The sequence below is a fragment of the Paraburkholderia sp. JHI869 genome, from assembly GCF_038900775.1.
Lineage (GTDB): Bacteria > Pseudomonadota > Gammaproteobacteria > Burkholderiales > Burkholderiaceae > Paraburkholderia.
In genome coordinates this window covers 1-272 of the sequence record NZ_JAYMSC010000118.1, presented here as the reverse complement: position 1 = coordinate 272, position 272 = coordinate 1, and the positions used below count along the sequence as shown (strand labels likewise).

Below are 272 nucleotides of genomic sequence, written 5' to 3'. Positions count from 1 at the left end.
GCGAAGTTGAAGTGTTTGTGATGATGCAATCTCCCCGCGGCTAGACGGAAAGACCCCATGAACCTTTACTGTAGCTTTGCATTGGACTTTGAACCGGTTTGTGTAGGATAGGTGGGAGGCTGTGAAGCGGGAACGCTAGTTTCCGTGGAGCCGTCCTTGAAATACCACCCTGATCTGTTTGAGGTTCTAACCTTGGTCCGTGATCCGGATCGGGGACAGTGCATGGTAGGCAGTTTGACTGGGGCGGTCTCCTCCCAAAGGGTAACGGAGGA

1 rRNA gene is annotated in these 272 nt (G+C 53.3%); it reads left to right on the top strand.

Going from position 1 to position 272, the window contains the following annotated elements:
• Positions 1 to 272 (top strand): 23S ribosomal RNA (locus VSR72_RS44130); the annotation flags it as partial.